This window comes from Ectopseudomonas alcaliphila, from assembly GCF_900101755.1.
Taxonomy (GTDB): Bacteria; Pseudomonadota; Gammaproteobacteria; order Pseudomonadales; family Pseudomonadaceae; genus Aquipseudomonas; species Aquipseudomonas alcaliphila.
In genome coordinates this window covers 19,557-28,442 of record NZ_FNAE01000003.1, presented here as the reverse complement: position 1 = coordinate 28,442, position 8,886 = coordinate 19,557, and the positions used below count along the sequence as shown (strand labels likewise).

The window sequence follows — 8,886 nt, the reverse complement described above, 5'->3', positions numbered from 1 at the left end:
TCGAAACCATCTGCAGCAATACGTTGGCCGAGAGGGGTGCGGTCGAAACCATTTTCCGAAATATTACGGTCGACGGCGGTTGCTTGCTCGATGGTCGCAGCGCCTTGCAACGGCTGCGGGCTAGATGGCGATGCGGCGAATGCAGATGAAGCCACATTGGCCAGAATGACACTTGCTAGTAACTTGAGAATTTGCGTTTTCATGGTAGATCCTTGTTTCTGGAAAAAGGGATATAGGGAATTTTCGATATGATGGAGCAAAAAAAATACACGGCTTTGCCTAGGGTCTCTCCATCATGAATCCTCGCTTCGGCAAAAAGGGATATCGAGAATAGTCGATATATTAAGTTAAAAAATTACAGCTCTTTGCCTATGAGCTCGGCCAGAGCACGGATGTTCGCTTCATTGCGCTTGTAGTAGGTCCACTGCCCGATCCGGCGGACTTCGACCAGACCGACTCGCTGCAGCGTGGCGAGGTAATCGGACACCGTCGACTGCGACAGACCGACACCTTCCTGAATACTGCTGACGCACACACCAACGGTATGAACGTCCCCTTCATCCTGGGGAGGAAAGTTCTTCACCGGATCCTTCAACCCCTTGAGGATTCCAAGGCGTGTAGGGTTCGAGAGGGCTTTGAATACGTTGATCAGTTCCATGGCGCAATAATATCGACATTTACCGATATGTCAATGCGCGAATCAACCGCCCGTCGGACATGCCATCCAACGGAAGCAGCCTATAGGGTCGGCCAGATCTCGTGGAACGTCTCAGATTCGCAAGCCCCCGCAGGGGGACTCGCCCGCAATTCGCAGGCGACATTGACGCATGGCCTGCTAGGCATCCCATGCATGAGGCCATTCGGTCCGATTACGCCCCGCCGCCTTACCGCGATACAACGCAGCATCTGCCTGCTGTAGAAACTCGTCGAACACCTGCACGCTGGTGAACTCTTCCGAGACGCCAATGGTTGCCGTGCAGCGAATTGCTTGATCATGGTCAGTGCCGAGCACCTCGCCCTGTTCGATCGCTGCTCGCGTGCGCTCAGCCAGTTGCAGAACCCCGGCCCTGTCCGTGTCCAGGGCGATGACCACGAACTCCTCCCCGCCCAACCGGCAGATCAGATCGCCTTGGCGAACAGTGGCCTTGAGCACCTCGGCAACACGAGTCAACACGAGGTCGCCGACCTTATGGCCATGAGTGTCGTTGATGTGTTTGAAGTGATCGATATCCACGATCAGCAGGTACGCCGCAGCGGCCTTGCGCGAACGAAAGTACAGCTCCAGGGCGTCCATCAGCCCGCGTCGGTTGAGCAGCCGGGTCAATGGGTCGTGCGCGGCCAATGTGCGCAGCTCATCGGTGAGGCGGCGCAGCACCAGCCATACGGCGCAAGGCGGCAGTACCGTCGCCAGGAATGACATGTAGATGTAGAACACCTTCTGGAAGCCGCTGCTCAGATCCAGCGCCGCCAGGCCGCCCTCGACAATCATCGCGAACTTCATGGCGTTGAGGATGCAGATGCCGCCGATCAGCACGGCGAATACGATCATCTCGACGCGCAGGTCCTGGGCGAAGGTCCGCACACCATGCAGTGCGGCCGCAGTCATGGCCAGGAACAACAGCGCGCATGAACCCGCCAGCAAGGCATGGCGCGCCTCGTTGCCGAGCCAGTATTGCACCAGCACCTGTATCAACGAGTAGCCCACCGCCAATGCGAGCAACGGACGCAGGATCGGTGTTGGCTGCCCAAAGAAACGCATGGCGCCCAGCACATAGGCGACCGGGGCACTGAGCGTCAGCGTGTGGTTGACCATGCTCAACACGCCCCAACCCGGCGGGCCGCCGACCAGTTGCAGGATATAGGCGAGCCCAAGCAGAAGGTTGCCCAGGGCGAAGACTTCCATGCCCATCTTCTTGCCATTCAGCCGCGTACTGATAAGCAGGAACATCACGGAAAAACACAGCAGGTACACGCAGAGCATGCCAAGAATGACGGTAGTGACCATGGGTTCGCGCAAGTAGAGAGGTGGCGACAGGAGCCTAGCACTAAGGGGATGGCGCAAACATGCGCACCCTCCCCTCGCTCTGCGTTGCAGAGGCATGGCGTTTCACGGCCACGGATCGTAGGCATATACGACCAGCAAGGCAATTTGCCATCTGTTCGCGCTGCGAAACAGTTTCGACGAACGCCTCGAACGAGATGTTGCGCCAGTATCTGGCAGCCAGTCGCTCCGGGCCGCTGTACTTCGCGTATCGATGGCCACCCTCCTCGCGTTTCTGCTTGGCACCGATGCTCGCTCGCAATACTGGCATATAGCCCTAAAAGCCGCGTTATCATGCCCGCGCCAGCGTTCGGCATGACGACAAGGAGCAGTAGATGAGCGATTCGCGCCAGGCGGCCTTTGCCCGGGAATGCGACCTGATCATGAAAGGCGGCATCACCAGTGGCATCGTCTACCCGCTGGCGATCACCGAGATCGCCAAGGCGTTTCGCCTGCGCAGCATCGGCGGTACCAGCGCTGGCGCCATCGCCGCGGCAGCAGCGGCCGCTGCCGAACTGGGCCGCCAGCGCTATCAGCAAGGTGAGTTGAGCAGCGACCCAGCCGGCTTCGCGGAAATCGAGCGACTGCCCCAGCACCTCTGCGTGCCCGCCGCGAATGGCCATGGCACCAAGCTGCTGGCGTTGTTCAAGCCTGCCCCGGCAGTCCGTGCCCTGTTCGATACCTTCATCGCCATCCTCGAGGTCAAGGGAAAAGGCCCCTGGACGCGGTTGTTCGCGCCACTGAAGGTCATGCTCATGCGGCACAAGCTCACCGCCCTGGCCGGCGCCCTGCTGGCGGGCGGGCCGCTGTGGTGGAGCGCTGCCAGCAGCGCCAGCGTGCTGGTCTGGCTCTGGGTCTTGCTGTTCGCCGCGTTGGGTGGCGTGCTCGCCGTGGTCCTGCGCCTGGCCCTGGTGGCATTGCGTGAATTGCCAGCCAGCGGTTTCGGCCTGTGCAGCGGCATGCCAGAGACCGATGACGACGCCCCGGATGAAGCCCTGACCACCTGGCTGACCCAGTACTTCGATCGGCTCAGCGGCCAGCATGAATACTGCGCGGGTCAGGCGGATGCCATCGAGTGCGAGCGACCATTGACCTTTGGCGACCTGCGTCGCCATGGCATCGACCTGCAGGTGATGACCACCTGCCTGAGCATGGCGCGGCCTTTCCGCCTGCCGTTTCGTGACGACGAGCAGGTGCGCGAGAACAACCAGTTCCATTTCCGCCAGGAGGAGTTCTCACGGTTGTTCCCCCGCCGTGTGGTGGCCTGGATGCGCGCTCACCAGCGCCCTGGCGATGAGCGCGGCGACGGGTACCTGCGCCTGCCACTGCCCGATGACCTGCCGGTAATCGTCGCCGTGCGCATGAGCCTGAGCTTTCCCCTGCTGCTCAGCGCCGTACCGCTGCACGCCGTGGACTATCGCACCAGCAGGAAGAAGCTGGAGCGCTGCTGGTTCACCGATGGCGGCATCAGCTCCAACTTTCCCATCCACTTCTTCGATGCCGCGCTGCCCAGGCGCCCCACCTTCGGCCTCGATCTGGGGCCAACCGATGGCGCCGACGAACAACGCGTGCGCTTCCCGCGCAACAACGGCGATGCACGGCTCGCCTACTGGCGCCGCTTCCCCCGAACGGGTCTGCCAGCCCTGCGCGGTTTCCTCGCCCTGCTCAGCAATGTCGCCAAGGACTGGAACCACGAAACCCTTTCGCTGATGCCCGGCTTTCGCGACCGTATCGGCCTGATCCAGCTGACCCGCGAAGAAGGCGGCCTCAACCTGACCATGCCCACCGAGCGCATCGAGCGGCTGACCCGCTACGGACGTGAAGCCGGCCAGCAGTTCGTCCTGCGTTTCGGCGACCCGCAGCACTGGCAGCCCGGCGCCCAGGCCTCACCGATGAACTGGGAGAACCACCAGATCATTCGTCTGCGCCTGCAACTGGCCAGCGTCGCCGAACAGCTGCAGAGCCTGGAAAGGGCCTGCCGCGAACTGCACGGCACCGAGCAGGACTACCAGCGCTTCTTCACCGCCGATGCCAAGCGCTACAGCTATCCCTTCAAAGGTCTCAGCGATCTGGAACAGGACCCGGACACCGGCCTGTACCGCACCCAGGCCGGCCTGGCCCAGGCCATGCTTGGCAAACTGCGGGAGATCGCCCAGATGATCGAACAGCACCCGGACAGCCACCCGGCCAAGGGAGCCCCCAAACCCACGCCAGAACTGAAACTGCGCCCACGCCTGTAGGGCGCTGGCCATCGCTTTGACGTCCTGCGCAGAACCCGACCAACAAAAGCCTCGGGCAAAAAAAAACGCCGTGTCGGCTGAGCCGGCTCGGCGTAAACGTAAACCCGTTTGCACAGGTTTATTACCGTGTTCAACGGTGGGCAGCTAGGACACAAAAAGAGCCGCCTTACAGTTTCGATCAGAAGGCCGGCAGTACCGCACCTTCATAACGCTTCTCGATGAAGGCCTTCACTTCCGGGCTGGTCAGCGCGGCGGAAAGCTTCTTGATCGCCTCGCTGTCCTGATTGTCCGGACGGGCAACCAGATAGTTGACGTAAGGCGAGTCGCTGCCTTCGATCGCCAGCGCATCGCGCTTGGGATTGAGCTTGGCCTCCAACGCATAGTTGGTGTTGATCAGCGCCAGGTCGACCTGATTCAGTACGCGCGGCACGGTGGCCGCCTCCAGCTCGCGGAACTTGAAGTTGCGCGGGTTATCGACGATGTCGCGCGGCAGCGCCTGGGCGCTGGTGGGGTCCTTGAGGGTCAGCAGGCCGGCCTTCTGCAACAGCAGCAGCGCACGGCCGGTGGTGCTGACTTCGTTGGGAATGGCGATGGTGGCGCCGTTCGGCAATTCGTCGAGGGACTTGTACTTGGCCGAATAGGCGCCGAAGGGCTCGACGTGCACGCCCTGCACGATCACCAGTTCGGTACCGCGCTGCGTATTGAAGGTGTCCAGGTACGGCTTGGTCTGGAAGTAGTTGGCATCCAGATTCTTCTGGCTCACCTGCAGGTTGGGTTGAACGTAGTCGGTGAAGACCTTGATATCCAGATCCACGCCTTGCTTGGCCAGCTCGGGTTTGATCAGTTCGAGGATTTCGGCGTGCGGCACCGGCGTGGCGGCCACGCTCAGCTTTTCGCCAGCCTGGGCCAGGGAGGCAGTCAGGGCAGCGGCCAGGGCAGTCAGCAGCAGGGTCTTCTTCATGATGTCCTTGTTCTCGGTTTATGGCACCGGCTGGATCGACAGCCCGGCGCGTTTGGCAGGCGCCCGACGGATATAGCGGGCTGGGCGCAACAGTACGGAGAAACATTTATGCCATAAAATAATTATTAATTATTTTCTTATATCCAAAATAATCTTCCACTTCTGCTTGTGAGCCCAGTCCCCTCCCACCTAGAGTGCAAAGCCTTCGCTCCCTGGAGGCTCCCATGCTCACCGCCGCCCTCGCCCGCTTCCCCCGCCTGCAACTGATCCCTCAGGCCACCGCCCTGCAGCATCTGCCACGTCTGTCCCAGCACCTGAGCCGCGATATCTGGATCAAACGCGACGACCTCACCCCGTTGGCGCTCGGCGGCAACAAGGCACGCAAGCTCGAATATCTCGCCGCCGATGCACAGGCCAAGGGCGCCGATGTGCTGGTCACGGCCGGCGCCATCCAGTCAAACCACGTGCGGCAAACCGCAGCGGTCGCCGCGCAGCTCGGCCTGGGCTGCCTGGCCCTGCTGGAAAACCCCATCGACAGCCAGAGCGACGACTACCTGGGCAACGGCAATCGCCTGCTGCTGGATCTGTTTGGCGCCGAGGTGGAAAACGTCGCCAACCTGGACAACGCCGACCAACTGCTGGAAGCCGCCTGCCAACGCCTTAGCGCAGCCGGGCGTCGTCCATACCTGGTACCCATCGGCGGCTCCAATGCCCTGGGCGCACTCGGCTACGTGCGTGGCGGGCTGGAGCTAGCCGAGCAGATCGCCGCCAGCGGCCAGGACTTCGCCGCCGTGGTGCTGGCCTCCGGCAGCGCCGGCACCCATGCCGGGCTGGCCCTCGCGCTGGAAAGCGCGTGCCCCGGCACGCGCGTGATCGGCGTCACCGTTTCGCGCAGCGAGGCGGCACAAAAGCCCAAGGTCGAAGGTCTACTCCAGCGCACCGCAGCACTGCTGGGTGTGGAGATGCCGCACGGATTGAACCTGGAGCTATGGGACGCCTATTTCGCCCCGCGCTATGGCGAAGCCAACGCCGCCTGCCTGGAGGCCATCAGCCTGCTGGCGCGCCTGGAAGCGATCCTGCTCGACCCGGTCTACACTGGCAAAGCCTTCGCCGGGCTGCTCGATGGCCTGAAGCGTGGCGCCTTCCCAGGCAACGGACCGCTGCTGTTCCTGCACACAGGCGGCTCGCCGGCCCTCTTCGCCTACAAACAAAAATGAATATATAGATAATTTTTAATTATTTAGAAGCATAAGAATTTCCACCTAGAGTGGCGCCACCTTCCCACTTGCATGAGGTCACCATGACATTCTCCACCCTGCGTCGCCATTTCCTCTTCGCTAGCCTGGCTCTCATGTTGGGCGCCAGCCTCAGCGCACCGAGCTTCGCCGCCGAGCTGCTCGATGACATCAAGGCCCGTGGCGCCATCAAGGTCGGCCTTGAAGGCACCTACCCGCCCTTCAACTACCAGGACGCCAGCGGCAAGCTGACCGGCTTCGAAGTGGAGCTGGCCGAAGCGCTGGCCAAGGAGCTTGGCGTCAAGGTCGAGTTCCAGCCGACCAAGTGGGACGGCATCCTCGCCGCGCTGGAGTCCAAACGCCTGGACGTGGTGATCAACCAGGTGACCATCTCCGACGAGCGCAAGAAGAAATACGACTTTTCCACCCCCTACACCGTCTCCGGCATCCAGGCGCTGACCCGCAAGGCCGATGGCGAGAGCATCAAGAACGCCCAGGACCTGGCCGGCAAGAAAGTCGGCGTAGGCCTTGGCACCAACTACGAACAGTGGCTGAAAGACAACGTACCGCAAGCCGACATCCGCACCTACGATGACGACCCGACCAAATTCCAGGATCTCAATGTCGGCCGCATCGACGTGATCCTGGTGGATCGCCTCGCCGCCTTCGAGATGGTCGAGAAAACCGGTGGCCGCCTGGCCGTGGCCGGCGACGCCTTCTCCCGCCAGGAGGCTGGAATCGCCATGCGCAAGGGCAACCCTGAACTGCTCGCCGCCATCGACCAGGCGCTGGCCAAACTGAGTGCCGACGGCACCCTCAAGCAACTCTCCGAGAAATGGTTCAAGGCTGACGTCACCCGATGATCGAGTCCGCCCTTCAGCTGGCTCTGGAGTCTGCGCCCTTTCTGCTCAAGGGCGCCTACTACACGGTCGTACTCAGCCTGGGCGGCATGTTCTTCGGCCTGCTGCTGGGCTTCGCCCTCGCCGTCGGACGCCTGTACGGGCCAGCGCCACTGCGCTGGCTCACCCGCCTCTACGTTTCCTTCTTCCGTGGCACGCCGCTGCTGGTGCAGCTGTTCCTGATCTACTACGGCCTGCCGCAGCTGGGCATTCAGCTCGACCCGTTGCCGGCGGCGCTGATCGGCTTCTCGCTGAACATGGCCGCCTACACCTCGGAGATTCTCCGCGCGGCCATCGCCTCCATCGACCGCGGCCAATGGGAAGCGGCCGCCAGCATCGGCATGAGCAAGACGCAGACGCTGTATCGGGCGATCTTGCCGCAGGCCGCGCGCACCGCCCTGCCGCCGTTGGGCAACAGCTTCATTTCGCTGGTCAAGGACACCGCCCTGGCCGCCACCATCCAGGTGCCGGAACTGTTCCGTCAGGCGCAGTTGATCACCGCGCGCACCTTCGAGATTTTCACCATGTACCTGGCGGCCGCGCTGATCTACTGGGCGCTGGCCAGCATCCTCGCGCACTTCCAGGCGCGCCTTGAGGCCAGGGTCAACCGGCACGAGCAGGACAACTGATGATTTCCGTGCGCAATCTGCGAAAAGCCTTCGGCAGCAACGAAGTACTCAAGGGCATCGATCTGGACGTGGCCGCCGGCGAAGTGGTCGCCATCATCGGCCCCAGCGGCTCGGGCAAGACCACCCTGCTGCGCTGCCTCAACCTGCTGGAGCAACCCAGCGCCGGGCAGATCACCGTGGGCGATATCCATATCGATGCGGATAAACCGCTCAAGGGCCAGCAGAAGCTCATCCGCCAACTGCGCCAGCAGGCCGGCTTCGTGTTCCAGAACTTCAACCTGTTCCCCCACCGTACGGCACTGGAAAACGTCATCGAAGGCCCGGTGCAGGTGAAGAAGGAGCCGCGCGAAGCAGCCCTCGCCCATGCCCGTGCCCTGCTCGCCAAGGTGGGCCTGAGCGGCAAGGAAGACGCCTACCCCAAACGCCTCTCCGGCGGCCAGCAACAGCGCGTGGCCATCGCCCGTGCCCTGGCCATGCGCCCACAGGTGATCCTCTTCGACGAACCCACCTCGGCCCTCGACCCCGAGCTGGTGGGCGAAGTGCTGACCACCATCCGTGATCTGGCCGAAGAAAAACGCACCATGGTCATCGTCACCCACGAAATGGCCTTCGCCCGCGATGTGGCGGATCGGGCGATCTTCATCGACCAGGGGCACATCGTCGAACAGGGCCCGGCCAAGACCCTGTTCACCGCGCCCCAGCACGAACGCACGCGGCAGTTTCTCAGCAAGTTTCTGCTGGAGCGCTCGCTTTAGTCAGTCGCAGGCACGCGCCTTCACTGTTGCCCTGACAACCTGCTTGAGTGCGCTGCTCCACCCGCAGCGGCGGGGAATTCATTGAGCAATTGCTGTGAGGACAGACTGAGGTGAGAGCGGGAGTAA

9 protein-coding genes are annotated in these 8,886 nt (G+C 62.3%); 5 read left to right on the top strand and 4 right to left on the bottom strand.

Annotation, left to right across the window (positions count from 1 at the left end; all coding sequences use genetic code 11):
• The 3 genes from BLR77_RS25535 to BLR77_RS11805 all read right to left on the bottom strand — a co-directional run.
• Window positions 1-203, bottom strand: a 203-nt coding sequence (locus tag BLR77_RS25535) for a hypothetical protein (RefSeq protein WP_394328049.1), incomplete at its 3' end; no start/stop codon positions are given.
• A gap of 152 nt (window positions 204-355) precedes the next feature.
• The gene (locus BLR77_RS11810) at window positions 356-658 is read right to left on the bottom strand and encodes an ArsR/SmtB family transcription factor (protein ID WP_072423782.1); all 303 of its coding nucleotides are present in this window, start codon (window positions 656-658) and stop codon (window positions 356-358) included.
• 177 nt (window positions 659-835) lie between these two features.
• Window positions 836-2,005 carry a GGDEF domain-containing protein gene (locus BLR77_RS11805; RefSeq protein ID WP_074677994.1) on the bottom strand — a complete coding sequence of 390 codons (1,170 nt, stop codon included), beginning with the start codon at window positions 2,003-2,005 and terminating at the stop codon, window positions 836-838.
• A gap of 371 nt (window positions 2,006-2,376) precedes the next feature.
• Between BLR77_RS11805 and BLR77_RS11800 the strand changes: the two genes are divergently transcribed.
• A complete protein-coding gene (locus tag BLR77_RS11800; RefSeq protein WP_074677992.1) occupies window positions 2,377-4,281 on the top strand; it encodes a patatin-like phospholipase family protein in 1,905 nt (634 codons plus the stop codon).
• Window positions 4,282-4,459: 178 nt separating this feature from the next.
• On the opposite strand, the gene BLR77_RS11795 is transcribed toward BLR77_RS11800, so the two are convergent.
• Window positions 4,460-5,242, bottom strand: coding sequence for a MetQ/NlpA family ABC transporter substrate-binding protein (locus BLR77_RS11795; protein ID WP_074677990.1), 783 nt, complete (start codon window positions 5,240-5,242; stop codon window positions 4,460-4,462).
• A gap of 224 nt (window positions 5,243-5,466) precedes the next feature.
• On the opposite strand from BLR77_RS11795, the gene BLR77_RS11790 reads away from it, so the two are divergent.
• The 4 genes from BLR77_RS11790 (at window position 5,467) to tcyN (ending at window position 8,760) form a co-directional block, all read left to right on the top strand.
• Window positions 5,467-6,459, top strand: a complete 993-nt coding sequence (locus BLR77_RS11790; protein ID WP_074677988.1) for a D-cysteine desulfhydrase — start codon at window positions 5,467-5,469, stop codon at window positions 6,457-6,459.
• An 83-nt stretch (window positions 6,460-6,542) separates the two neighbouring features.
• Window positions 6,543-7,340, top strand: coding sequence for a cystine ABC transporter substrate-binding protein (gene tcyJ, locus BLR77_RS11785; RefSeq protein ID WP_074677986.1), 798 nt, complete (start codon window positions 6,543-6,545; stop codon window positions 7,338-7,340).
• Window positions 7,337-8,005 (top strand): cystine ABC transporter permease, encoded by a 669-nt coding sequence (tcyL, locus tag BLR77_RS11780; protein WP_045735909.1) that lies wholly within the window; start codon window positions 7,337-7,339, stop codon window positions 8,003-8,005. The genes tcyJ and tcyL overlap by 4 nt, the downstream gene beginning before the upstream one ends.
• Entirely contained in the window at window positions 8,005-8,760 is a 756-nt protein-coding gene (gene tcyN / locus BLR77_RS11775; protein ID WP_074677984.1) for an L-cystine ABC transporter ATP-binding protein TcyN, read from the top strand. Before tcyL ends, tcyN begins: the two co-directional genes overlap by 1 nt.
• The last annotated feature ends 126 nt before the right edge of the window (window positions 8,761-8,886 follow it).